Origin of the sequence: Dyadobacter sp. (assembly GCF_051859145.1) — a bacterium.
GTDB lineage: Bacteria > Bacteroidota > Bacteroidia > Cytophagales > Spirosomataceae > Dyadobacter.
The window spans coordinates 1-23,649 of the sequence record NZ_JBHYGF010000146.1; the positions used below are offsets into that span (position 1 = coordinate 1).

Sequence of the window (23,649 nt, forward strand, 5' to 3'; positions counted from 1 at the left end):
ACTATGGAAACATCATTCAAGCCTGGCATGACACCTTCGATAAGTGAGGAGCTTCAAGCTTTTTTGAACGGAGCGAATGAAGAAGAGATTGTTGAGATTGCAGATGATCTGGATCTTTTTATTCAGGAAAAAGAGCTGCGAATTCGCCACTTCGGATTTGCCAGGGACCTTGATCTTGCGCTATTCATACTAAGTGATAAAAAAGTAATAACCAGGCCATTATCGTCTTTTCCATATCTCAAAAAAGCGATGGACTGGGACCTGGACCAATATACCATATCTGAAACCGGCATTCACTGGCCGAACCTGGATATTGACATCAGCCTTAGGGGACTGCTGCAGGAAGAAAAGATTTTAACCAATTAATGACTTACCAGTACTTAATACCAATGCTAACCAGAACAGTAAAAATCAGCAATGTTACCAATTTGTCCGATGCCCGTTACTGCGCCGGAATGGGAGTCGAAATGCTTGGTTTTTCTATTGATGAAGATACCCCCAATTACATTTCACCAAAGAAGTTTGAAGATATATGTTCCTGGCTGGCAGGTGTAACATTGGTCGCCGAGACCGCAGACAATAATGCTGAGTCCATTTTCGCCAAACTGAATAACTACCCCGTCCACGCCGTGCAGGTGGAACATTCCGGTTTGCTGGGCTACATGAAAAGTGAACTCGGCCTGCCGCTTATCCTGCGAATCAGCGTGGATTTATATGAAGCTGACGAAATTCAGTCACTGCTGGACAGGTACGAAGGTGCCGCTACGCATTTCCTGCTTGAAAGTGATGAAAATGCGCCATTAACCGACAATTGGCTGCAAATTTTACCAACACTTGCCAGCGAGCACCCTATCCTGGTTGGTTTTGGTTTTGATGACGAATTTGCATTGATTGTATTGAACAACCTGCCAGGCAATGTAGGCATTGCATTGCGAGGCAGCGAAGAAATCCGTCCTGGCTATAAAGATTTCGGCAGTATGATGGACATTCTGGAAGCGCTGGAAGAACAATAGCACAACTTATCCCACCTATTTTTTCGTTTTCACTGAAAATATCCGCTTAACACGTCGTTTTACCGATAATACTTTCCGAGTTTACAGTATCTTGTATTACCTACTACCTTTGAATACAAATAAACGCTAAACTAACAATGGAAAAGAAATTGCACCGCATCCCTGAGCAAGCTGTTTTTGGTGGAGTAGCTTCCGGACTTGCCCAATATTTTCAGATAGATGTTGTCATTATCAGGGTACTATTCGTGGTAATGCTGCTCCTGCCTATTCCACCGAGCTTTGGCTGGACTGGCCTGATTTACATCATTCTCTGGGCAGTATTACCTACCGGACCTGCTATTTACTATGATACCACAACAGAGCCGAATGGAAGACCCGAACCGCTATTCAACAAGAAAACGTCGGACCAAACAGTAATGATCCTCGGCGGAGTACTGATTGTATTTGGTGCGTTAATGCTGCTTGACGATTTCCCGATCTGGTATGAGCTTAAAAGATATTTCTGGCCGGTTGCATTCATCGCAATAGGTGCGTTCCTGATCCTTCGTCAGCGTGATAAGGAAAATGAAAGTAAGTCGAACACCGTGTACCCGACCACGCCACCTCCCGTTGATCCTGTACCACCAGTGGCTCCGGAGCCTGATCCACAGCCTTACACTCCTTTTAACACGCCAAGAACAAGCTCCGCACCGAATTTTCCGGAAGATCCTGAGTCACCGAAAACTGATGGGGACGATCCGATCATCAAAGTCAACTAATGCAGCTTTCCAAACGCATAGAATTACATTTAAATAAACATAGCCATGAATTTTAGAAACATCTTTTGGGGCGTTATCCTGATTGTTGCAGGCTCGCTGTTTCTTGTAGAAGAATTAACCGCATTCGACTTTGGACGCTTTTTCTGGCCGATTATCCTGATTACAACGGGCGGTTTGCTTTTGTTGCGCAATTACCTTCATTCAGATACTTCAAACGGTTCAAATATCTAGAACATGAAAAATTCAAGAGGCATAGTATGGGGCGGTGTGCTGATCATCTTCGGGATGATCTGGCTGCTCCGTAACCTGAACGTCCTGCACGTGAACTGGGACGAGGTACTTCCTTTCTGGCCGGTGCTGCTGATACTGGCAGGTGCGCTGTTACTGGCAATTGGTAAGGATCGCCAGTCAGGCGCAGGCGGACTCGTCGCGTTGCTGATTACGCTCGCAGTTTTTGGTGGGATTATGAACAAAACCAATAATGCATTCGACAGGCACAGTAACAACTGGAACTTTGGCTGGGACGATTACGACCATGACGATGAGGATCTGAGCTATCACGATGAGCACCATAATGGCGACGAGGAAGACAGCAATGACAAAGATGAAGATTATCGGAGCGAGCGCCCCAACCGTAACAATAATCGGCCGATCAATGGATCTTACAAATACGAAATGGAGGATTTCATTCAGAAAGCCAACTTCAATCTCGAAGGCGGAGCGGGCTCTTTCAAGCTGGAAGGAAATACTGCCAAGCTTTTTGAGGCTAATACCAAAAGTACGATCGTAGGGTTTTTGTCAAATACTTCGGTAAACAAACTCGAAAACTCGGCGACGGTGAACCTAAAAATGGAAGATGGTAATGTGAAGATCAAGAATGGCGAAATTTCAAATCAGGCCAAAATCCAGCTGAACGAGAAGCCTGTCTGGAACATTGATCTCGGTATCGGAGCCGGAAAAGGGAATTTTGATTTCAGTAATTACAAAGTTGAGAAACTGAAAGTAAGTACCGGCGTGGCGGATATGGATATCAAAATGGGCGATAAGCTGGCTAATTCGCAGATTGATATAGAAGCAGGTGTTGCCTCTGTCACGATTGATATTCCCGAATCTATTGGCTGCGAGCTGAAAATCGACGGCGCATTGAATGCAAAGAGCATTGAAGGTTTGGAAAAAGTGACCAACGGTTTGTACCGCTCGGCAGGCTATGCAAGTTCCTCCAAAAAAATCTCCATTAATTTCGAAGGTGGACTGACCAGCATTAATATCAACAGATACTGAGCCGCAAAAAACGCACTACGCGCACCTTTTAAAACAGCGGTTATTTCAAATGAATATCTTTGCACTTTCTCGCATAGGTATTCATTTTTTTATGTTTGGTAAAATAAAAAGTACATTCATCCTTACTCTGGCACTCTTCGGCCAGCTTTTCGCACAATCCGATCTCCCGGAAGTTGAGCGAAGAATGATCAGTCATGGGCTGGTTAACGTTCAGAAAACAGACCCAGATATCCTGGTAGAGCTCAAATATTCGACTACTGACAATTTCCTCAAAAAAGACATTTACGGCGAACTTACCCGTGCTTACCTACAACCTGAAATGGCGCGGCGGCTTGGGAATGCAAGTAAGTCGCTTGCGAAATTAAAGCCCGGCTACAAGCTGCTGATCTACGATGCAGCCAGGCCGAACTCGGCGCAATACGCATTGTGGGATGCATTGGATGATCTCAAAATCCCGGCCGGCAAAAAGACCATGTACGTAGCCGATCCAAAAATCGGTTCTAACCATAATTTTGGCTGCGCCATTGACCTGACAGTTGCTGACGAAAAAGGCAGGCCGCTTGATATGGGTACTAAATTCGACTATTTCGGTCCGCTCGCCTACCCGCGTTCGGAACAGGAAATGCTGAAAGCAGGAAAGCTGACAGCCCAACAAATCGAGAACCGCCAGCTCCTGAGAAAAGTAATGACAGAGGCAGGATTTCGCGTTAACACAACTGAATGGTGGCATTTTGACGGAATGTCGAAGAGCCAGGCCCGCGCGAAATACGGGATGGTCAAGTAAGTGTGTCCCCATTTACCTGTCTCTCAAAAATTTTGCCTTTCAATGGGGGTACCGCCCGGCTGAGTTGTCCCGTAAAAAAGAAAATCTGACTTGACCGCGACCGCTCTTACATATCTTGAACCGCTAATCGAAAGAGATTATCTATTTTTGACCAACAATCAAAAACAGATATCGTTGTACTCTTCCGACCCAGATATAGTTGCTGCTATCAGGCGGGGCGATGAACAGGCTTTTGAGAAGACTTTCCGCCAATATTATCCGCGCCTTTGCAATTACGCCGGCTCCCTGCTCAAAGACGAGGAGGAAGCGGAGGAGGTAGTGCAAACTGTTTTTGTAAATATCTGGGAAAAACGCGAAGATCTTGAAATTACCCTATCCCTGAAATCCTACCTCTACCGCGCAGTTCATAACCATTGTCTCAACCGCTTTAAGCATGCTTCTGTGCGGGAAGTACACCGCGAGCATACCCTGTATTTTTCGAGCGAATCCTACGAGTCAGTGACCGAGGTTATTCATGCAAACGAATTGGAGGAACGGATTGAAAAAGCAGTGAGTAACCTTCCCGAACAATGTCAGAAAGCATTCAGAATGAGCCGCTTTGAGGAGCTGAAATACCAGGAGATTGCCGATCAGCTCGGGATTTCTATTAAAACCGTCGAAAACCAGATTGGAAAAGCATTGAAAATCCTCCGCCTGGAACTCGCCGACTACCTGCCTTCAATGTTGTGGGCAGTATATTTTATTATTGAACAGCTAACCGGAAAGTTACCATGAGCGATTTTCATGAAAACATGTCGGAAGAGCTGTTGGCGCGGTACCTCGGGGAAACTGCTTCCGAAGAGGAGGTTAATGCAGTGGAAACCTGGCTCGTAAGCAATCCCGAACACCAGCAGGAACTGGCTGCTTACCGCTTTATCTGGATGCACGCAGCCGCTGTGCCTCGCAAAAAAGTGGATACCGACCTCGCCTGGAACAAGGTGAGGAAGAGAATGGAGCAGGCACCTGAAACCATCGCGCCGCTGGAAGTACCCCGCGACGCCCGGCAGATCAGCTTTGATCAGCGGCCGGCTGCGAGGCGGAAGTTCCCGGTTACAATCTGGGCAGCTGCGGCAGTTGCGTTGCTTGCACTCGCATTTGGATGGTTTTTGATCAAAAACAAAAATGCGGAGCCGCTTACGGTTGCTACGGTCGACAATACCAAAGAGCAGCTTCTGCCCGATGGTACCAAGGTTTTTTTAAACTATAATTCTTCAATTACTTACCCGGGGAAGTTCGACGGGGACCTGAGAACAGTTTCATTGCAGGGCGAAGCATTTTTTGAAGTAAAGCCGGACAAGGCGCACCCATTTATAATCAATGCAAATGGTACCGAAATCCGCGTTTTAGGAACTTCATTTAATGTAAAAGCTTATGAAAAGTCGCCGGTGCGCGTAGATGTGGCAACTGGTAAAGTGCAGGTAAGCAAAGCGTCGAAAAAGATTGAGCTGGTAAAAGGCGAAGGTGCCGAGGTATCAGCGGACTCCATCAGGAGCTTGCAGGCAAATATGAATGTACTCGGCTACCATACGCAGGTTTTTGATTTCAATGCAGCTAATCTGAACGAAGTAATCAGTACAATCCGCGACGGTTACCACGTAGATGTGCGGTTAAAAAACCAACAGATCGCGCAATGCAGACTGACTATTCGCTTCGAAAAACAACCAGTCGACGCTACCCTTTCGGTTATCGCCGAAACGCTTAACCTGGACCTGAGAAAGGAAGGAAAAGTGTACTGGCTGGATGGAAACGGTTGTCAGTAACTCCTGATTTTTTCACTAAAAACCGATCCGCTTCCGCCCATTTTGCATTGCATTCCCTCCTGCAAAAGCCCGCAGCTCTTCCAGTTCCTTTTCAAATCCGCCGGACAAAATCGGGAAGCGGCACCACGATCTTGGATCTAAATTCAGGTCGTCGAGGTGGAAGGAAGGTGCGTACCTTTCACGTTTCCATTGATTCCGGCTCCACAACTTGAAAAACCGCTCTGTCCAGCCAAGCAGCTGCTCGTCGGTATACAATCCTTTGTATCGCACATGCAGGTTCCGGTAAGCTTCCAGTGGCGATTTTTTGTCACGGATAGCTAGTTTTTCCAGCTCATTCAGGAATTCGTAAGGCATTAAATCTGCCTCGTCAGTCTGGGTTTGCGCAAGTGGCCGCAGCTCTGCGGTAGGTTGCAGGCTGTTTACCTTTCTTAAACCTTCAATTTTAATGTGCTTTCCTTTCACTTCGCAACCGGTAGTTTCCAGCCAGCGAAGCCACTGGCGCAGGTAATGTTTGTCGATCCCGGCAAGCGGACTAATGCTGCCTGCAGTATCCCCGTCCATTGTGGCATAACCCACTGCTGCCTCCGAGCGGTTGGAAGTAGCGAGCAAAAGGTTGTTGGTCAGGTTCGTGAGCAGCCAAACACCCGGGGCACGTACCCTTGCCTGAATGTTCTGCAATGCAATATCATCCTGCTCCCACGAAAGTTGCCGCCCAATTTGCTCCTCGATCAAACCTTTATAGGTTTCAACCAGCCCATTGATATTCACATTGTAAAATGTAGAACCAATGGATTCCGCCAGCGATTGCGCCGATTCCAGTGTGTCGGTGGAGCTGTTTTCAGTTCCCTGGTAAATATTGTGGATCAAAGCGCGCGCCAGATCTTCTTCGGTATGTGCGTCCTGGATTTCTTTGATGTACGACAGCTTTTCTTTCAGCTTGTCCATTCCGATACTTTCATCAGCCAGTCGGATCATTAACCCACACAATGCAGTACAAGCGCAGGAATCAGCGCCGCCGGAAAGGGAGATGGTGAAACCGTTAGACCTGCTTTTCCGCAGATAGTCGAACAATGCAAGACAAACTGCCCGCGCAAATTCCTCTTCTTTCAATGCGCCGCCTTTTTCAAATGGTTCAATATCGGGTACCTGGGGCAATACAGGCTCTATTTCAGGAAAATCAAACCTTGCTGGAACGCGCCAGGTGCGGTCCTTTTGCGGGATAGCAATTTTGCTTTGTACCTGACCGAGTCTTGTATTTTCCGTATCAATAACGGCAGTGGTAATCTGGTGATCTGCGTAGCTGAATCGCTGGCTTGATGCAAGCAATTCTCCATTAGTCGCAATCATTGCGTCGCCGTCGTAAACAGCGCGCCCTGCTTCATTACCTAATAAATTGGTATAGATATAGCTACAAGAAAATGCCCTGGAAGCATCTACAACCAGTTTTTCTCTCGTCAAAAATTTATTGAATGCGAAGTGGCTCGCGCTGGGGTTCAGGATAATATCCACACCGCGCTCAAAGTGCCGGCGGGCGGGACGGTTGGACACCCAGCCATCTTCACAAATTTCGAATGCAATTTTTACTCCATGCGAACCACCCTGAATCGGGCCGGTAGCAACATCAAAAATCACATCGCCGATCGGGTAAAACATTTGATTTACCTCAATACTTTCAACAATCCCCGGCACCCACGGCCGGAACCAGCGCGCCTCATAATGGATCCCGTTATTGGCCATGTTCTGCTTGCAGTAAAATCCCGCGATCTGCTTGTTTGAGATCAGACAGGCTGCATTGTAGATACTGTTATTATGTCGCATTGGAAGCCCCACCGCCACAATCATCCCGGCAGTTTCCTGAACAATTTCCAGCAAGCACCGCTCCGCCTGCGCAACCAGGTCGGGCGCAAAAAAGTAGTCCTCGCAATTATAGCCGGTAATGCACAACTCAGGCAAAACAAGCAGACTTACCTGCTGCCGCCGGGCTTCTTCAATCGCATTGATGATATTTCTGGTATTGGATTCCCACGCCATCGGCGTTTGGTTGACAGTTCCGGAAGCTACTTTGATTAATGGCATGAAAAACTGGTTCAGTTAGTGTCGATTTTCTGTTGTTCTAAAAACTGCATGCCGGCAACTTAATAAAATTTGCCTTTTCGTAGCGGTTAAGTTTTTCCCTATTTTTGTCAACATCAAAATTAACCAACTGATTCCTCTTGCAATTCCCCTCCTTTATCGCCAAAAGAATCCGTCACAATGAAGCAGGATCGTTTTCTGCCACGGTTTCCAGGATCGGCGTAGCCAGTATTGCGATCGGGATTGCAGTTGGCATTATTGCATTCGCGGTGCTGCTGGGTTTCAAACAAACCATTCAGCAAAAGATCTTCCTCTTCGGCGCACATATCAACATCAATGCATTTTCACAGGGCAATACCTATGAAGAAGGACCAATGGGGGTACCTAACCCGGTTTCGCTGGCTCTGCCCCAAATTCCGCAGGTAGCCCGCTGGCAGGCAGTTGCCCATAAATCGGGGATTTTGAAAACGCCGGAAGAAATCAAGGGAGTTGTTCTGAAAGGTGTTGGGAAAGATTATGATTGGCAAACTTTCAAAAGCAGCCTCCGCGAAGGAAGGTTGATAGGCTACCAGGATTCGTCTTCCATTAAATATGGCTACTCTTCCGAAGTATTGATCAGCCGGAAAATTGCTTCCGAAATGCGTTTGAAAACGGGAGATGATGTGATCATGTATTCACTTCAAAATCCGCCGAGACCCAGGAAATTGACTATTTGCGGTATTTACGATACGCAGATGGAAGAATTTGATAATAACCTGATTATCGGCGATATCGGACTTGTTCAGCGGTTAAATGGGTGGGGTAAAGATTCCGTCGGCACTTATGAAATATACCTAAAAGATTTTAGGGACTTGGATATGGTCGCAAACCGCCTGCGTACTGAACTCCCTCCCGGCCTCTATCTGCAAAAAGTAACAAGTACCTTCCCGCAAATCTTCGACTGGCTCATTCTGCTTGATCGCAACACCGCCGTTTTTCTCACTTTGATCTTGTTCGTAGCATGCTTTAACATGATTTCCATCCTGCTGGTGATGATCATGGAACGAACCCCGCTCATCGGTTTACTGAAAACGCTCGGCAGTCCGAATGGACAAATTCGCAGTGTATTTTTCAGGGTAGGGCTGTATATGGTGCGCCGCGGGCTACTTATTGGCAATGCAACGGGACTACTGATTTGCTGGCTTCAATATCAGTTCAAGCTGATCAAACTCGATCCGGTCAACTATTATATGGACACAGTCCCCATTGTTTTCGACTGGCCCATTTTCCTCATGGTCAACATTGCGACCATAGTAATTTCAGGATTGATTCTCCTGATCCCAACGCTGATTATCAGTAAAATTCAGCCGATTAAAGCATTGCTTTTCAAGAAATAAAATCAGGAAAGCAGCTTGCTCAAAAGCCGGAAATCAGTTTCGAAGTCCGATATAGACGCTATTTTGATTTTGTTGAATTCTTTGGACCGCGGATTGAGGATATAATTGCGCTCTCCGGGTACAATGGCCGACGGAACCGAAAACGCGATGACAGCAGCGTCGCTCAATACCTGCTCCCCGATCCACTGCGTGTAGGCGATATCTTCCGCCCAGGCACTTTTAAGCAGCTTGGCATCAGTATGAAAAATCAGGCTATTGTCGTCGGGAATTTCCAACTTCAGCAATGCAACGCGCTGCATGTTTTCCTTGTGGTTGGCGTGGACAAACTTTTCCAGCAACGCCAGTGAGCAATGCGAACTCGTGTAAATGCACGCATTTCCGACCGGGTTCCACCTTCCTCCAAACAACTTCGCCCCTGTTCCGCTCAGATCTTCAATGTACTCTTTCGCGGCAAGCCTGTAAACGATCATATATATACCCCGTGCTCTATCCTGCCCAGCTCATTAGCGATTTGTTTTACACCCCAAAAGGATTGAAGCGTACTAAAATCCTGCACTTCGCCAAGTACCATACGCGATGTACGCAGCCAAGTTTCAAGTGTTTTGGGGTTACCAAAAACATGCAACCCCAGGTCTGCCATATTTTCGAGCTGATACAAATGCTCGGCATACAGCCCCTCAAAAGGTTTTTGATCCTTTAAATATCGTTGTAAAGTACGGTCACTAATGTGCAGTATATCCGCCCATTCCTGTTGGGTAAACAACAGCTTTGTGCAAAGATCCTGAAATTTCGAAACCGAAAACTCGCTGATCCTGGGGCGCGCCATATACATTACCTCCGGCTCGGCAGCAATGCGCATTGGTGTCATTTCATCGGGTTGCTGATACTGTATCTGTTTCATATCCGAATTTTGTCACACCAAGATACGACTTTTTTCGTGCTCACCAAACAACCTTCCGTAATTTTTCCGCTGCTCTCAGAAGGGTTTCATCATTTTTGGCAAAACAAAAACGCAGGGTCTTGTACCCGGCGGGTCTTGAGTAAAAGGCAGATACCGGGATGGAGGCGACTTTGGCTTCTTTTGTCAACCTTTCGGCAAGAATCAGATCGTTTTGGTCGGTTAAATTTTCGTAAGAAACATTCTGGAAAAAGCTGCCTTGCGAAGGTTTTGCTATAAATCCGATCCCGTCGATTGCATTCAAAAACAAATCTCTTTTCTCCTGGTAAAATGCAGACAGGGAAAGATAATGCGCCGGTTCGTTCAGGTATTCGGCCACTGCAAACTGGAATGGAGTCACCACACTGAACACCAGGAACTGGTGAATTTTACGAAACTCGGCAGTCAATGCGGCCGGTGCGAGACAGTAGCCCAGCTTCCAGCCCGTTGTATGAAAAGTTTTACCAAAAGAACCGCAAAGAAAAGTGCGCGCAGCCAATGCAGGTATCGACGCTGCCGGAATGTGTTTCCGCTCATCAAAAACAATATGCTCATAAACCTCGTCGCTGATCACATACAGCTCGTGCCGCTCAGCAAGTGCCGCGAGCCGCTGCATATCAGCTTGCGACCAAACGTTCCCGGTTGGATTATGCGGCGTATTGATCATGATTGCCACCGTTTTGTCCGTGATTACAGCAGCTACTGCATTCCAGTCCACCGCTTCATATTGTGCATCCAATGTAACAAATACAGGCACGCCGCCATTCAGCTCAATGACCGGAACATAGCTATCGTAAGCAGGCTCGAACACAACTACTTCATCGCCAGGATTGACAATCGTGGAAACCGCCACGTACAAAGCCTCGGTAGCGCCGCTGGTAATGGTAATTTCTGTTTCAGGATGATATTCGTGTCCCGAAGCTTCCCAAGTTTTCTTTGAAATAGCTTCCCGCAGCGACATTACGCCTGCCATCGGCGCATACTGGTTTTTGCCACCTTTTACGTACTTGTCGACCAGCCTTTGTAGCTCGGGCGAGCAGTCGAATTCAGGAAAACCCTGTGCAAGATTGATCGCCTGATGCTCTTCGGCGAGCCTGGACATTTTTGTAAAAATCGTGGTACCTACGTGAGGCAGCTTGGATTTCAACCTGGAAGTCGAAAACATGGGAATAAATTTTAAAGGATTGGCTGATCGAGATCAATAAAATCAGAAGAGAAATGCTTTGTCCTGAGTGGGTTCATCGCCAGTTCCTCGGCCAGGAATGCAGGATAAATGCGCTCGGTTTTCAACGCATTTACATCAATCCATTTGAACAACAAATCTTCCGCACCTTCGCTGCCCAGGAAATCTGACTGGCTTTCCAGGCCTGGTATTTCCATTGAAAAGTAAAACCCGATCTCGTGGTAACGTTTCCCGGTATACTGAAAGAAATTCTCCGATACCCAAAGCATTTCGCCCACTTTCACCTCCATTCCGGTTTCTTCGAGCATTTCCCTGGCCAGGGTATCTTTTGAAAATTCGAATATCTCTGCCCTCCCACCAGGAAGACTCCAGAAGTTGTCGGAAGGTGTTTTGTGCAACAGGATTTTTCCATTTAAAATGGCTACGCCCGCAACACGATAGTTGAAGAGCGCGTCACCAACCGGAAGACTGATCATTTATGTGAAAATTAATGCAAACCGAAATTACAAAATCCCGGCAGAAGACTGTCGCGGGATCAGTGAAGTTTTCAGCGAACGGATCTCAAATTCGGTAGTCCGCTCAGGATGTTCGATCAGCCTGATCAGCAGCTCAACAGCCTGCTGCCCCATTTCGGTGGCGGGCTGCACAACGGCGGTAAGGGGTGGATTCAGGAGCTCGGCTACGCTGATATTGGTAAAACCTACAATCGCAATCTCTTCGGGTATCCTGATTTTACGTTGCTGAAGTACCGACATACAGCCTGTCGTGAGTTTGTCGCTCGCGGTGAAAATCGCATCAGGTGGCTCGGGTAAATTCAGCATTTCCAACACAGCAGCCTCATTTTCACTCACCACTTTGCCGCCGTACTGACAGTATTTGACGTAAGATTCTTCAAATGGGATACCATAATCTTCCAGCGCCTGCTTGTAGCCAGCAAGCCGCTCTGTGGTAATGGACAAATAAATAGGGCTTGTGAGATGCGCGATGCGCTTTCTTCCGCTGAGTATCAGATGCTGCGTGGCCTCATAGCTTCCTGCAAAATTGTCGGCTACAACCTTATGCGTTTCAATTTCTTTCGGTACCCTGTCCAGAAAAACAATGGGCAATCCTTTTTCCATCAATTCCTGAAAGTGGATCAGATTGGTCGTCAGGTTGGCAAGTGATACGAGGAGACCATCTACTTTCCTGGAAACGAGGTAGTTGGTATTGGCCACTTCTCGCTCATAAGAATCGTGACTTTGAAAAATCACAACGTGGTAACCCAGGTTGTAGGCAATGGACTCTATCCCGTTGATAAGCTGCGAAAAGAAATGGTTGGCAATTTCAGGGATTATCACGCCGATTGACTTGCTTTTACTGTCTTTCAGGCTCAATGCGATCGGATTAGGCCGGTAATTCATCCGCTCGGCATACTCCATAACCAGCCGCTTTGTCTCAGGATTGATCTCATAGCTGTTCCTTAATGCACGAGAAACAGTCGATGTAGACAAATTAAGCGCCTTTGCAATATCCTTGATTGTAATTGCTTCCAAAAGAAAGTTTGTTTAGTACAAATTTTATTCAAAACCCGGCAATCAGCATCTAACAGATTGAATGCTAAATCACTAATGATAGGGTAAACAGAGGATAAGTTCAGGGTCCTGTCTTACTTGCTGGCAACGTTCCCGATAACGATTGCACAAAAAAAGACAATTTGGTATTTGATATTTCTAATAATTCAGTCTAAACTCGTTCAGGTGTAGTCGTAGTAGAACAGACGCTAAATTTAGGTCTTACCCCGAAAAAGACAAACCCGAATTGCAAACCAGCAACCGACTTCTGCCGCCGCCAAACTGATAACTCCACTGCCATGAACTACCTTTTCAGGGAAAAACTCCGCCAGCTCAGAAATCATCCGGGCGTGATCGTACCGCCGGACACTGTATTTCAGCTGCCCGAAAAGGTACTTCAGTTTGGCACCGGTGCATTTCTGCGCGGACTTTCGGACTTCTTCATTGATAAAGCCAACAGACAAGGTGTTTTCAATGGGCGGATTGTAGTTGTAAAATCAACCAGCAAAGGTGACCTGAAAGCATTTGAGCGGCAGAACAACTTATACACGCTTTGTACAAGAGGTACCGTTGATGGAAAACCAGCTGCTGAAAATATCATCTCATCGGCGATCAGCCGGGTAATTTATGCCAAAACACAATGGTCGCTCGTACTTGATCTCGCCCGGAACCCTGCGATCAGCATTGTGATTTCAAATACAACGGAAACTGGCATCCAGCTTGTTCAGGACGATATTTACCAGTGGCCGCCGGTCTCGTTCCCGGGCAAATTGCTGGCTTTCCTGTATGCACGCTATGTCGCGTTTTCAGGCAGCCCGGAGCGTGGCGTTGTGATTATCCCGACTGAACTGATTACAGATAATGGACGCAAGCTGGAAGCGATTGTTCTGGAACTCGCCCACCGGAATGGGCTCGAAGGCGCATTTATCGATTGGATTGAACAACATAACCATTTTTGCAACTCTCTGGTAGACCGCATTGTGCCCGGTAAGCCGGAGGAAACCACACACAAACTTCTGGAAGAAGAACTGGGCTACCAGGACGAACTGCTGATCACAGCAGAGCATTACCATTTGTGGGCGATAGAAGGCGATGAAACGATCAGGCAAAAAATTGGTTTTTACGGAATCGATGCGGGGCTGGTGATTGAACCTGATATTGAGCTTTACCGTGAGCTGAAACTGCGTTTACTCAATGGCGCACACACACTGGGCAGCGGACTGGCGCATTTATGCGGTTTTAAAACGGTAGCAGAAGCGATGTCAAATGCTGACTTTGCTGCATTCATTACTGACCTGATGCTCACCGAAATAGTACCTGCAATTCCTTATCCGCTTCCGGACGGGCTTGCAGTGACGTTCAGTATGCAGGTCATTGAGCGCTTTAAAAATCTGCACATCCAGCATCAATGGCTGAATATCACCCAGAATTACTCCGCGAAAATACTTGCGCGTGTAGTACCCGTATTTTCCAATTTTGAAAAAACACGTGGCACAATTCCTGAACATATCGCATTTGGCTACGCAGCTTATATCTGGTACATGAAGCCAGCCAGAAAGGACGGTGACCAGTTTTATGGCCAGAGTAATGGTGAATATTACCTGATCAATGATGAGAAAGCCGCCTTCTTTCACCAAAAATGGCAAATGGGCTCGCTTTATGATATGGTGAAAAGTATCCTGAAAGAATCGTCTATCTGGGGTAAAGACCTGAGCAAAACAGAACCCCTCGTCTCAACTATCGCCGCCCATTTACAATCCTTTAAACAAAACGGAGCAGCAGCAACCCTGAAAATGTTTGTCGCAAAAGCGGAGCTTGTTTGATGGAAACCCGCTTTTTTCCCAGCCTTATTAATCAACTGTAGCTGCTACTTCGACCTTTGCGCAAGTTTGTGCTGTGCCACTTCAACTGCCTTATGTAGTTTTTGTTGAAGAAACCTGATTCTTACTCTCCTCAATCAGCCGTTTGATAGATACAAACAGCGACTGACCTGCTGGTTTTCCCATAAAATTCTTGTGAAATTGATACGACGTTTAGACGCTCAATCTCCCAACTGGTCACATCTCTGGAAAAATAAATCTGAACCGAAGCTTCCCGGCAAACAATCAAGAACAATCAAGAAACTTAGTGCGTTGGCCGCATGGGTGCAGGTGCGGAGGCGTGATAATCTTGTTGGATAATTACTGCGTATTTATCCAGCAGCTCAATGACACGATCGCGGGATTTGGAGCGGACAACCAGTCCGACGTGATAAGGCTCATTCATTCGCCACACGATCTCAGGATCATTGAAAACTGATATATCAGGCCATTCCTGTCGCGCGAGTGACATGATAATGCCCGAATACTCCTTGCGAACAGGAGGGAGCTTGTAATTTTCGCCTTTTGCTTCGGCGGTTTCCATTTTGGCCCACTCCTTCCAGAGATTGATCCCGGATGAAGCATCAACCATTTCTGAAAGATTGGCACCGCCAACGCGGGAAGATGTTTCCAGGAAATAGTATTTACCATCGTCATAACACCGGATCACTTCGGTATGCGACGCGCTGTGTTTCAGGCCAAATGCTTTTAACAAATCAATGGCGAGCGTTTCTAGTGCATGATCCTCGGCGGAGTCAAAAGGAACCGTAACCGACCTGAATATCCCTCCTCCATGCGCCACATCAAACGGAGGCGCCAGGTACTTGCTGTTCCACGAGAAGATAACCCTGCCATTGTATGAAATCGAATCAACGTGGTAAACGTCGCCGGGCTTAAACTGTTCCACCAGGTATGCGTGCCGCTTGTCGCCGAGCTGGTGAATGGTTTCCCAGAGTTCTTCCGCAGTTTCCAGCTTTTTGATACCAGTCGCAGAAGCTTCCGAGCGGGGCTTGATCATCCACGGACCCGCATATTTTTCAACGAACTGATTGATTTGATCATCATTAAAAAGGGCTGAAAACGCGGGTACCAGAATCCCCGATTCGGCTGCTTTGGTGCGCATCGCAAGCTTGTCCCGGAAATACCGCCCCGTAGTTTGCCCCATTCCGGGGATCCTGAAATATTCGCGGATATGGGCTGCTTTTTCAACATCAAAATCGTCCAGCGCTACTACCCTGTCAATGGGCCTGCTTCGCATTACGTAAGCCAGGCCGTTGATGATTTCCGACATATTGTATGTTCCATCCTCACCTTCCTGCACATAGAAAAACTCATCCACAGCCTCGCGCGCCCAGGGCTTGCCTTCAAGCTTTTTGGCTGTGATCAAAAACACTTTATTCCCCGCTTCTTTACAAGCCCGGAGGAAATCATTGCCTTTGAAGTAAGTAGAAATGCAAAGAAATGTCAGAGGTCGGACCATAAACAACTTGTTATGTGGAAAGTAGCGTTGGTAAATCTAGCAAAAAGCCGCAGCGAGACAAGTAAAGCCACGATTAATTTTGCGTGACTTCGCAGCAAAAAACAGACCAGCAACAGCCATTTACACTAACTTAATGCAGAAAGATAGTGCGTCAACAACCGGATACCATAGGCGGTACCTGCCCTTCCCGGCGCAAATTCACTATCACCGAAAGCCATTCCCGCAATATCCAGGTGCGCCCAGGCAGGATGTTCATCCGTAAATGCTTCCAGAAATTTTGCCGCCACGATTGCGCCAGCCAGTGGCTTTCCGTGGTAATTTTTCACATCAGCTATATCCGAGCTGATTTCCTCTTTATATTCATCCCAAACGGGCAACCGCCACACCCGCTCTCCCGTCACTTCACCCGATGCTGACAAGTCCATTGCAAGCTCATCATTTGGTGTAAAAAGGCCGGCCGCTTCGTAGCCCAGGGTTTGGATTACGCTGCCGGTTAATGTGGCAAGATCGACCAGGATGTCGGGCTGGAAATTACGTACTGCATAACTAAGCCCGTCGGCAAGGATCAGGCGGCCTTCTGCGTCGGTATCGATCACTTCAATGGTTTTGCCCGAGTAAGATCCGATCACATCGCCAGGTTTCATCGCCGCGCCGTCAACTGCATTCTCGGTAGACGGAATAATGCCGATAATACGCACGGGAAGTTGGAGCTGAGCAGCAAGTTCAACCATGCCCAACACAGCAGCAGCCCCGCCCATATCGCTTTTCATCAAATGCATATTGGCAGAAGGTTTGACCGAAATGCCGCCCGTATCGAATGTGACACCTTTTCCTACCAATGCAACTGTTTTCGTGTAGCTAGCCGGTACATATTCGGAAACGATCATCACGGGAGGTTCCGTACTGCCTTTGCTTACTGCCAACAATGCGTGCATGCCCAGCTCTTCCAGTTTTTGTTTGTCAAAAACAGTAACCTGGTATCCGTTTTCTTCGGCCGATTTTTTCGCCCACTCGCCAAGTAACGTAGGAGTTTTGTAGTTGCCCGGCGCATTCATCAGATCCATGATGCGGATTTGAACCAAAGCTATTTTTTGCGCAGCAGCTATATTGTCTTCAATTGAAATACCTTCTTCCGTCAGGATCTGCAACAAGCCATTTTTGAAAAACTCACTAAAAGGCTTTGGCTCAGTTTTATAAAGTTGCAGGTTATACCCGCCTAACATAATCCCGATAATCGCATGCTCGATCCACTCAGGACTTTTGCCTCTCGCATCAAGCCTAATCTGCTCCGGCCAGCGGTCTTTTCTTTTGAAAAAAAGCGACCGAAAAATCCTGATAATAGCCGGCAGCTTCGGCGCTTTCCCCAAACCAAGCCAAAGCTCCGTCGAAGAAAACCACCAAACCTCCCCCTTCTCCGCCCTGAACATAGACTGCCCCTCAGGCTCAGCCCCCTGCTCAAAACTCCGAACAACAAGTACCTCCTCATCAAAGCCAAAAACCTGCTCTATCCGCATTTCCTTTCTAGTCAAATATTCAACACACTTAAGACACTTCTCAATTGCTCTACACAAGCTTTGTCAGGCTGAGCGCACCGGGCCGCCGGGCGGTCGAAGCCCCACAAGCACTTGTCACGCTGAGCGGAGCCGAAGCCCCACAAGCACTTGTCACGCTGAGCGCAGTCGAAGCGCCGCTACTCCATTCCTCCCTTCCGCGTCGCCTTCCGCTGCTCAGGCCAAGCGCCCGGCTGGCCATTCGAATTTAGCGGCAGCACTACTCTGTCCCTTGATGCTTTTGCAGGATCTTCGCTGGCCTGATAAGCCATAATCGCCGCCAGTATCGCATTGCTTCTTACATCGTCAAAAACAATTTTATCATATGTATCCCGGTTGGTGTGCCAGGTATAAGTTCCATACGACCAGTTTAATGAGCTCAGTGAAAAAGCAGGCGCTCCCACTGCAACGAATGAAGCAAAATCAGAGCCACCACTACCAGGTGCGCCCGGGAAACGGGTATCGATAGGGGCTTTGATAGACTCGGGTACTTTCGATAGCCAGCGACCGAGGTAATCGTAAGAATTCAGGAAACCCTGTCCCTGCAAGCTCACAACCCTGCCCGTTCCATTATCCTGGTTGAAAAGCGCCTGGATATTCTGTACAATTTCCGGGTGATCTTCCACGAATGCGCGGGAACCATTCAGTCCCTGCTCCTCGCTTCCCCAGTGCCCTACCAGGATCGTCCGTTTTGGATTCGGATACACTTTTTTCAGGATACGCATTGCTTCCATCATCACGATGGTGCCGGTACCATTATCAGTAGCGCCGGTACCTCCATCCCAGGAGTCAAAATGCGCTGAAAGCATTACATATTCATTTGGTTTTTCAGTCCCCTTAATTTCGCCGATTGTATTGAATGTTTGTGCTACGCCCGTTTCTTTCGCATCAGCTCTCACGCTGATTTTAGGTGTGTGTCCCGATTCAGCCAGGCGGTACAGCAAGCCGTAATCTTCAAGAGCAATGTCCACAGTCGGGATTTTCTTGGTATAGGCACCGAAGATTTTGTTGGCACCAAAACCTTTTGACCAATAACTCATTACGATCCCCGCAGCGCCTGCTTTTTCAAGTGCAACCGGAAGTGTACGCGCATTATACCCGCTTTTTTTAATGCGGTTTGCCCAGGCTTCTGTCTTCGCATCGCGGTCTTTTTTCATTTTCTCAAAAGACTCTTTCGTTGCAAATTCCTCCCAGTTATAGTCGGGCCGGCCCGTGGGCTGGTTCATGCTGATCATTACAAACTTACCTTTTGCCGAAGGCAGCCACTTTTGGAATGCAACTGAATCCGCTACATCCGGCAAAATAATTACATCGGCTACAACCGCTTTCCCACCCGTGCCCGGGCTCCATGCAAGCTGCATTCCTTCGAGTGATTTTACACGCGGTGCCACCATATCAATGTGCGATACACCCCGCTCCCAGCCACGCCATTCGCCCCACTTCTCGTTTTTGGCGGTGATGTTCCACCCTTTGTATTTTTCAACCGCCCATTCGTGCGCCTGCTGCATCTGCGGCGAGCCTACCAGCCGCGGACCGATTACGTCCAGTAATTCGTGAGCCAGCTTTTCCAGTTGTGAATTATCTGTTGCTTCTTTAACGATATTTTCAACAACAGGGTCTTTTTGACCAAAGCTGACAAATACTTGCAGGGTTAAGATCAGTATCAGGGAAATTTTCTTCATAATGTTGATTTAACAATGATTGGTAAAACTAATGTATAAAATACCGGTGAGGTTTGGATGTGGTCTTGGAAAATTCTAAGTCGTTATTACAATACTATAATCAGGCAGAAAACTGCTATTTATGATGATCAGGCGTTTGACAGCTTTTATCTTTTTTGCCAACTACTTTGTCGGCGCTCTTGCTGTCGCATTGTCGCTGGAAACGATATTTCAGCTCGATTTGCCATTTAATTCTATTCCCTACTATATCCTGATTTTCTGCGCGACGGTCTTCTACTATACCATCGCCTACTCTACCGCTCCAAGTTCTTCGTTCTCAAACAACCCCAGAACAGAATGGTACCGCACGCATTATCGCTTCATCCGACGCAGTCAGGTTGCACTTTTCACAATTTGCGCCGCATTGTCGGTTTGGTTTTTGGTCAAAGATTTTTCAAAGCTGCTACACCTGCCACTACTTAACTGGCTGGTTTTAGTGGCAGTACCTGCGGCCGGCGTTTTGTACTACGGACTTTTACCCAAATCGGTATTTTCATTCAACCTCCGGAATACAGGCTGGCTCAAAGCTTTTGTAATCGGTTTTGTGTGGGCCGGGTTTGTCAACATGTTCCCGATCACCATGCTGAAAATAGAACAGGGTGTGTCAGTTCAGGAACCGATGTTCATGTTCTGGTTATTTGTAAAAAACTGGATGTTCTGCACGGTGAATGCAATTATGTTCGATATGAAGGATTATGCCGACGATGCCAACATTCAGCTGAAAACCTTCGCTGTGCGGTTTGGACTACGGAAAACGATCTTGTATGTGCTGGTACCGCTGCTGCTGGTCGGACTCGTTTCCTACCTTACATTCGCATTGTTCCGCCAACTGAGTACGCCCACCATCCTTTTTAATCTCCTCCCGTTTGTCAGTCTGCTGGGTGTTGCATTTACGCTGCAAAAACCAAGAAGTGTTTTGTTTTACCTGATTGTTATCGATGGATTATTGTTGGTAAAAGCCCTTTGCGGCATTGCAGGAAGCTTTTTTACAAATTAAAAACCGCCAGAGCAGTGAAAAACAATTACGATCGCGTCGCCTGGTTTTACGATCCTCTCAGCAGGATTGTGTTCCGCAATGCACAGATACAGGCGCAGCAGGCACTTGTCCCTTACATTCCCGAAAAAGCAAAGGTCCTGATTGCGGGAGGAGGAACCGGCGGCATCCTGGAAGCGATCACGGAGCGGCATCCCGCCGGGCTGCACATTACGTATGTGGAGATTTCAGAAAAAATGATCCGAAAGGCTGAAAAAAGGTTTACCGGGAAAAACACGGTCGCAATCGTGCATTCCGCTATTGAGGATTATGGCACAGAATCGCATTTTGACATAGTTATCACAGCATTTCTCTTCGATAACTTCAAGCAGGAGAAAGCCGGCCGGGTTTTTCAAAAGTTTGATAAAATGCTTCATCCCGGCGGCAAGTGGCTTTTTACAGATTTTCATATGGATAAAAAAAGCAGCCGCTCCTGGAAGAACTGGCTGCTTAAATCCATGTATTTGTTTTTTAAACTGCTCTCCGAAGTAGAAGCGAACCAGCTTCCCGAGACAAGTTCTTTATTCCATTCCGCGGGTTACCGCCAGCTTTTTACAGCATTCTGGTACCGAAAATTCATTCAATCCATTGTATACCAAAAACCTTAAACCAGCGCAGTCCGCCGCCGGCCAAAGATGAACCTTTCATTAAAAACAACAATGGAAACCAGGATCAGCGAGTAGCCGATAATCTGAATGGAATTGATGTTTTCGTGATAATAAAGCAACGCAATCGCGAAATTCATCAGCGGGTTAATGTAAAGCAAAATGCCCATTGTAGACGAAGTCACACCCTGCAATGCATATAAATTTAGGTAAAGCGGCACAATCGTAAACAGGACTGCGATCACAAAAATCAATGCGTAAAAGGAAGTTTCGGTGGGGATACCCTCACTGTACGCGGGATAAAATGGAAACAGGAGCAATGCTGAAAACAGGATCTGGACAGTTAACACCAGGAACTTATCCAAACCAACATTCTTCCGCTGGCTCACCAGGTAAAGCGCGTAAGATCCCGCCACGATAAGACTGTAAGCAATATCGGCTATATTGTTGAAAGACAGCAACAAACAACTGAAAACACTCAACCCTACTGCAACCCACTGCCATTTGCTTAACTTTTCACTTAATACAAAATAGGCAATCACGGTCGTCATAATCGGGCAAACCAGGTAAGCGAAAGAAGCCGCTTTGATGCTGATGTGGTTCATCACGTAAATGAAGAAAAACCAGTTAGCAGTCAGCAATATACCTCCCAGCAAAGTGAGCCACACCGCCCGGAATCGCTGTTTGGCAGGCAATGCACGCAGCAGCCTGATGTTAGCCTTCAAAACTTTGACCCTGACAAAAAAACTGATTACCGCCATAATCACCGCACAAAGAAAAACGCGGTAGAAGAGGATATCAAGTGAAGCGTAGGCGGCAAGCGGTTTGAGCGCTAAACTGAAAAACCCCCAGATCACAAAGGAAATGAAGGCGGCAAGGTAGTATTTTGAAAATTTCATGCAACGAAGAAGTCAGCCCGGGTGCACCGGTAGTTTTTCAACAGCAAAAAAGGAATGCGGGTTTCGCTGTATGAACAATTTGTAACACCATTCAAGGCCATATTAAGTTTCCGGTCATTCCAACCATTTTACGAATCGCAAACTCATGCTTTTGTAACCATTTAAAACTAACCCTATGAAACTGCTCTACTTCCTCCTATTTTCCTTTTTGGTGCAACCTGCATTGGCGCAAAAAACTTCGCTGTCCGTTTACCTCAATGGCGGCCTGGGTTCATTCCGTGGAAAATCGACAGTGAAAGAAACTTCCCTCAGCACGGGCGGACCGTTTTGCAGGTGTGAAGGAAGCCAGGCAAATTCCTTTGGTGCGAAAAATGCAGCTTCCTACGGAGCCGGGATCGTTCTTCAAAGACAGACCAAAAGCAATGTGTTACTCGGGCTCGATCTCGGCTACGAACTTTTGAGGACAAAGGCTTCACTTACTGAATTACAGCTCGACGATATGATCATGCAGGTGGAGGGTAAAAGTATCAGCTACAATCATTTCGCCAATATTTTTCCATACATAGGCTATCAGTTCAATGTAAAGGAAGATTTACACATTGCGCTTTCGGGTGGCGCTGATTTCGGGATCGGACTCGATAGTTACCATAAGCTCTCAGTCACTGATAATTTCAAAAGAACTCGTAGTGAAACCGATATCATCCCTGGTTTTGACTTCCGTCCCAGGTTACAGCTCGAAGTCGGTTCAGACAAACTGAGCTTTCGGGCGGGATATTCCTACGGTTTGAAAAACTGGATGGGAAACTATGACGGCGGCAGTTTTGGGGCTTACATGGACGTGATCAGAATTGGCGCAAAATACCGTCTTTTCTAAAAATCAAACACATACTGGAACCTAAGCAGGTGTATTTACCTTGATTGATCAGGTAATTACATTAAAATCCGGTATGCATTTTTCCGACATCAAGCTGATCGCGACCGATATGGACGGTACGCTTTTGAACTCCAGACACGAACTCCACGAATCATTTTACCCCATTTTCAGAAAGATCAAAGAACACGGGATCATTTTTGTGGCGGCAAGCGGGCGGCAGTATTTCAATCTTACCAAAACGCTGGAAAATGTCTGTGATGAAGTGATTTTTGCTGCCGAGAATGGGAGCTATGTGGTTTTTAAGGATGAAGAAATTCATGTGCAGGCTACTGATCCCGAGCTTGTAAAAGAACTGGTAACTATCTCGCGCGGCATTCCCAACACGTATCCGATCATTTGCGGGAAGAAAAAAGCTTATGTGGAAAATGATGAGCAGGAATTTATAGATCACCTGAAACTCTATTTTGAGAGGTACGAGATCGTTGAAGACCTGCTTGAAGTGAAGGATGACCAATTTCTTAAATTTACTGTATGCGACCTGGCCGGGTCAGAAGTGAACAGCTACCCGCATTACAAGAAGTATGAAGATGTTCTGAAAGTGAAAGTATCGGGACCGATCTGGCTGGATATTTCAGACAAAAGGGCCAATAAAGGCCGCGCCATGGAGGTTTTGCAGGAGAAATTCAATATCTCTCCGGAACAAACAATGGCATTCGGAGATTATCTGAATGATCTGGAAATGCTTGGAAAAGCAGGGTACTCCTACGCGATGGCGAATGCGCACCCGGATATCAAAAAAATAGCCCGCTTCATCGCTAAAAGCAACGATGAAAACGGGGTAGTTGAGGTACTTTCAGAGTTATTGGATTAACTT

General features: G+C 46.9%; 24 protein-coding genes. 14 read left to right on the forward strand and 10 right to left on the reverse strand.

The features are described 5' to 3' along the window. The 8 genes from ACTIE6_RS10025 to ACTIE6_RS10060 all read left to right on the forward strand — a co-directional run. On the forward strand, window positions 1–366 hold a 366-nt coding region (locus tag ACTIE6_RS10025; RefSeq protein WP_439556505.1), incomplete at its 5' end, for a DUF2442 domain-containing protein. Between the two features lie 23 nt (window positions 367–389). Next, the gene (locus ACTIE6_RS10030; RefSeq protein ID WP_439556506.1) at window positions 390–1,013 is read left to right on the forward strand and encodes a hypothetical protein; all 624 of its coding nucleotides are present in this window, start codon (window positions 390–392) and stop codon (window positions 1,011–1,013) included. A 137-nt stretch (window positions 1,014–1,150) separates the two neighbouring features. Continuing rightward, window positions 1,151–1,771 carry a PspC domain-containing protein gene (locus tag ACTIE6_RS10035; protein ID WP_439556507.1) on the forward strand — a complete coding sequence of 207 codons (621 nt, stop codon included), beginning with the start codon at window positions 1,151–1,153 and terminating at the stop codon, window positions 1,769–1,771. Between the two features lie 45 nt (window positions 1,772–1,816). Continuing rightward, window positions 1,817–2,002 (forward strand): LiaI-LiaF-like domain-containing protein, encoded by a 186-nt coding sequence (locus ACTIE6_RS10040; RefSeq protein ID WP_439556508.1) that lies wholly within the window; start codon window positions 1,817–1,819, stop codon window positions 2,000–2,002. A 3-nt stretch (window positions 2,003–2,005) separates the two neighbouring features. Next, a complete protein-coding gene (locus ACTIE6_RS10045) occupies window positions 2,006–3,052 on the forward strand; it encodes a LiaF transmembrane domain-containing protein (protein WP_439556509.1) in 1,047 nt (348 codons plus the stop codon). Between the two features lie 91 nt (window positions 3,053–3,143). After that, window positions 3,144–3,836, forward strand: a complete 693-nt coding sequence (locus ACTIE6_RS10050) for a M15 family metallopeptidase (protein WP_439556510.1) — start codon at window positions 3,144–3,146, stop codon at window positions 3,834–3,836. A gap of 174 nt (window positions 3,837–4,010) precedes the next feature. Further along, window positions 4,011–4,610: an RNA polymerase sigma-70 factor gene (locus ACTIE6_RS10055; RefSeq protein WP_439556511.1), complete on the forward strand. Its 600-nt coding sequence runs from the start codon at window positions 4,011–4,013 to the stop codon at window positions 4,608–4,610. Next, window positions 4,607–5,635 (forward strand): FecR domain-containing protein, encoded by a 1,029-nt coding sequence (locus ACTIE6_RS10060; RefSeq protein ID WP_439556512.1) that lies wholly within the window; start codon window positions 4,607–4,609, stop codon window positions 5,633–5,635. Before ACTIE6_RS10055 ends, ACTIE6_RS10060 begins: the two co-directional genes overlap by 4 nt. Window positions 5,636–5,650: 15 nt before the next feature. On the opposite strand, the gene nadE is transcribed toward ACTIE6_RS10060, so the two are convergent. Next, window positions 5,651–7,711, reverse strand: a complete 2,061-nt coding sequence (gene nadE, locus ACTIE6_RS10065; RefSeq protein WP_439556513.1) for an NAD(+) synthase — start codon at window positions 7,709–7,711, stop codon at window positions 5,651–5,653. Window positions 7,712–7,848: 137 nt separating this feature from the next. Between nadE and ACTIE6_RS10070 the strand changes: the two genes are divergently transcribed. Next, on the forward strand, window positions 7,849–9,084 hold the full coding sequence (locus ACTIE6_RS10070; RefSeq protein WP_439556514.1) for an ABC transporter permease: 1,236 nt from the start codon (window positions 7,849–7,851) through the stop codon (window positions 9,082–9,084). A 2-nt stretch (window positions 9,085–9,086) separates the two neighbouring features. On the opposite strand, the gene ACTIE6_RS10075 is transcribed toward ACTIE6_RS10070, so the two are convergent. From ACTIE6_RS10075 to ACTIE6_RS10095, 5 genes are read right to left on the reverse strand one after another with little or no spacing between them, the layout of a single operon-like run. Beyond that, window positions 9,087–9,554 carry an RES family NAD+ phosphorylase gene (locus tag ACTIE6_RS10075; protein WP_439556515.1) on the reverse strand — a complete coding sequence of 156 codons (468 nt, stop codon included), beginning with the start codon at window positions 9,552–9,554 and terminating at the stop codon, window positions 9,087–9,089. Continuing rightward, a complete protein-coding gene (parS, locus tag ACTIE6_RS10080) occupies window positions 9,551–9,985 on the reverse strand; it encodes a type II RES/Xre toxin-antitoxin system antitoxin (RefSeq protein WP_439556516.1) in 435 nt (144 codons plus the stop codon). The genes ACTIE6_RS10075 and parS overlap by 4 nt, the downstream gene beginning before the upstream one ends. Before the next feature lie 40 nt (window positions 9,986–10,025). Next, the gene (locus ACTIE6_RS10085) at window positions 10,026–11,186 is read right to left on the reverse strand and encodes a methionine aminotransferase (protein ID WP_439556517.1); all 1,161 of its coding nucleotides are present in this window, start codon (window positions 11,184–11,186) and stop codon (window positions 10,026–10,028) included. 11 nt (window positions 11,187–11,197) lie between these two features. After that, window positions 11,198–11,680 carry an NUDIX hydrolase gene (locus tag ACTIE6_RS10090; protein WP_439556518.1) on the reverse strand — a complete coding sequence of 161 codons (483 nt, stop codon included), beginning with the start codon at window positions 11,678–11,680 and terminating at the stop codon, window positions 11,198–11,200. Between the two features lie 27 nt (window positions 11,681–11,707). After that, window positions 11,708–12,736, reverse strand: coding sequence for a LacI family DNA-binding transcriptional regulator (locus ACTIE6_RS10095; RefSeq protein ID WP_439556519.1), 1,029 nt, complete (start codon window positions 12,734–12,736; stop codon window positions 11,708–11,710). A gap of 317 nt (window positions 12,737–13,053) precedes the next feature. Between ACTIE6_RS10095 and ACTIE6_RS10100 the strand changes: the two genes are divergently transcribed. Beyond that, complete coding sequence (locus ACTIE6_RS10100; RefSeq protein WP_439556520.1) at window positions 13,054–14,577, forward strand: tagaturonate reductase; 1,524 nt, start codon at window positions 13,054–13,056, stop codon at window positions 14,575–14,577. Window positions 14,578–14,878: 301 nt separating this feature from the next. Here ACTIE6_RS10100 and ACTIE6_RS10105 read toward each other — a convergent pair whose 3' ends face one another. From ACTIE6_RS10105 to ACTIE6_RS10115, 3 genes are all read right to left on the reverse strand, one after another. After that, window positions 14,879–16,093 (reverse strand): ATP-grasp domain-containing protein, encoded by a 1,215-nt coding sequence (locus ACTIE6_RS10105; protein ID WP_439556521.1) that lies wholly within the window; start codon window positions 16,091–16,093, stop codon window positions 14,879–14,881. Window positions 16,094–16,218: 125 nt separating this feature from the next. Further along, window positions 16,219–17,622, reverse strand: a complete 1,404-nt coding sequence (locus tag ACTIE6_RS10110) for a leucyl aminopeptidase family protein (RefSeq protein WP_439556522.1) — start codon at window positions 17,620–17,622, stop codon at window positions 16,219–16,221. Window positions 17,623–17,783: 161 nt separating this feature from the next. Beyond that, complete coding sequence (locus tag ACTIE6_RS10115) at window positions 17,784–19,325, reverse strand: M20/M25/M40 family metallo-hydrolase (RefSeq protein WP_439556523.1); 1,542 nt, start codon at window positions 19,323–19,325, stop codon at window positions 17,784–17,786. Window positions 19,326–19,446: 121 nt separating this feature from the next. Here ACTIE6_RS10115 and ACTIE6_RS10120 point away from each other — a divergent pair, with 121 nt between their 5' ends. Continuing rightward, window positions 19,447–20,361 (forward strand): UbiA family prenyltransferase, encoded by a 915-nt coding sequence (locus ACTIE6_RS10120; protein ID WP_439556524.1) that lies wholly within the window; start codon window positions 19,447–19,449, stop codon window positions 20,359–20,361. Window positions 20,362–20,375: 14 nt separating this feature from the next. After that, on the forward strand, window positions 20,376–21,005 hold the full coding sequence (locus tag ACTIE6_RS10125) for a class I SAM-dependent methyltransferase (protein WP_439556525.1): 630 nt from the start codon (window positions 20,376–20,378) through the stop codon (window positions 21,003–21,005). Here the strand turns inward: ACTIE6_RS10125 and ACTIE6_RS10130 are convergent. Beyond that, the gene (locus ACTIE6_RS10130; protein WP_439556526.1) at window positions 21,002–21,901 is read right to left on the reverse strand and encodes an EamA family transporter; all 900 of its coding nucleotides are present in this window, start codon (window positions 21,899–21,901) and stop codon (window positions 21,002–21,004) included. The two genes, ACTIE6_RS10125 and ACTIE6_RS10130, sit on opposite strands and share 4 nt — an antisense overlap. Before the next feature lie 175 nt (window positions 21,902–22,076). Here ACTIE6_RS10130 and ACTIE6_RS10135 point away from each other — a divergent pair, with 175 nt between their 5' ends. Together ACTIE6_RS10135 and ACTIE6_RS10140 are read left to right on the forward strand one after the other, a co-directional pair. After that, window positions 22,077–22,775, forward strand: a complete 699-nt coding sequence (locus ACTIE6_RS10135; RefSeq protein ID WP_439556527.1) for a hypothetical protein — start codon at window positions 22,077–22,079, stop codon at window positions 22,773–22,775. 73 nt (window positions 22,776–22,848) lie between these two features. Then, window positions 22,849–23,646 carry an HAD family hydrolase gene (locus ACTIE6_RS10140; protein ID WP_439556528.1) on the forward strand — a complete coding sequence of 266 codons (798 nt, stop codon included), beginning with the start codon at window positions 22,849–22,851 and terminating at the stop codon, window positions 23,644–23,646. Window positions 23,647–23,649: the final 3 nt, after the last annotated feature.